The sequence below is a fragment of the Vibrio sp. Vb0349 genome, assembly GCF_033338975.1.
In genome coordinates, this window is record NZ_JAWOTS010000161.1 from 1 (window position 1) to 1,510 (window position 1,510).

1 pseudogene is annotated in these 1,510 nt (G+C 48.5%); it reads left to right on the forward strand.

Annotated elements, in window-relative coordinates:
- A pseudogene (gene vmeB / locus R7Q47_RS24170) lies at window positions 1-1,510 on the forward strand (multidrug efflux RND transporter permease subunit VmeB); the annotation flags it as partial.

The window sequence follows — 1,510 nt, forward strand, 5'->3', positions numbered from 1 at the left end:
GCGTTTAGCGGAGTTGAGTGAAAACTTCCCAGATGGTCTGAAAGTCGCTTATCCATTTGAGACAACACCGTTTGTAGAAGCATCGATTCAAGAAGTAGTGAAAACGCTACTGGAAGCGATTGTGTTGGTGTTCTTGATTATGTACCTGTTCTTACAGAACTTCCGTGCAACGATCATCCCGACGATTGCGGTTCCGGTTGTACTCTTGGGTACGTTTGCCATTCTTTACGCGACAGGTTTCAGCGTGAATACCCTGACGATGTTTGCGATGGTTCTGGCGATTGGTTTGCTGGTGGATGACGCCATCGTTGTGGTAGAAAACGTTGAGCGTGTGATGCACGAAGACGGGCTCGATCCAAAAGAAGCCACTAAGAAATCGATGGGGCAGATCACTGGCGCGTTGATTGGTGTTGGTTTGACCTTATCGGCAGTATTCGTCCCTATGGCATTTATGTCAGGTTCGACCGGGGTAATTTACCGCCAGTTCTCGATCACCATCGTTGCTGCGATGACGTTGTCAGTGATGGTTGCGATCATCCTGACACCAGCGCTGTGTGCTACGTTACTGAAAAAAGGTGACGCTGAATTTACGGATAAAAAAGGCTTCTTCGGTTGGTTTAACCGTAAATTTGATTCGATGACCGCAGGTTATGAGGCTGGTGTAGCCAAGTTGCTAAAACGCACTGGGCGCATGTTGTTGGTGTTTGTGGCAATGAGCGCTGGTGCGGGTTGGTTATTTATGAATCTGCCGACGTCTTTCCTACCAGATGAAGACCAAGGTACGGTGTTCTCGATGGCAATCTTGCCGCCGAACTCGACTCAAGAGCAGACAGAAAAAACACTCGATAAAGTGCGTAGCTATTTCTTGGAAGAAGAAAAAGACAACGTGAGATCCGTGTTTACCGTGGCTGGTTTTAGTTTTGCTGGTCAAGGCCAAAACATGGGTATGGCGTTTATTGGCTTGAAAGATTGGTCTGAGCGCGAAGCGCCGGGTTCGGATGCTGCATCTTTGACAGGCCGTGCTATGGGTTACTTCTCAACCATCAAAGAAGCCATGGTATTTGCGTTTGCACCTCCTGCCATCCAAGAGTTGGGTAACGCAACGGGTTTTGATTTCTATCTACAAGACTCCCTGAGCCTTGGTCACGAAGCATTAGTTGCTGCACAAGGGCAATTACTGGGAATGGCAGCGCAGAATCCAAAACTAGTTGGTGTTCGTCCGAATGGCCAATCTGATGCACCAATGTACCAAGTGCATGTAGATCACGTTAAATTGCGCGCGCTGGATGTCAGCATCAACGACGTGAACCAAATCCTATCCGCCGCTTGGGGTGGTGCGTACATCAACGACTACATTGACCGTGGTCGCGTTAAAAAAGTGATGGTGCAAAGTGACGCAGAGTTCCGTATGCAGCCAGAAGATTTTAACTCATGGTATGTACGCAATGCACAAGGTGAAATGGTGCCGTTCTCGGCGTTTGCAAGTGGTGAATGGACGTATGGTTCACCG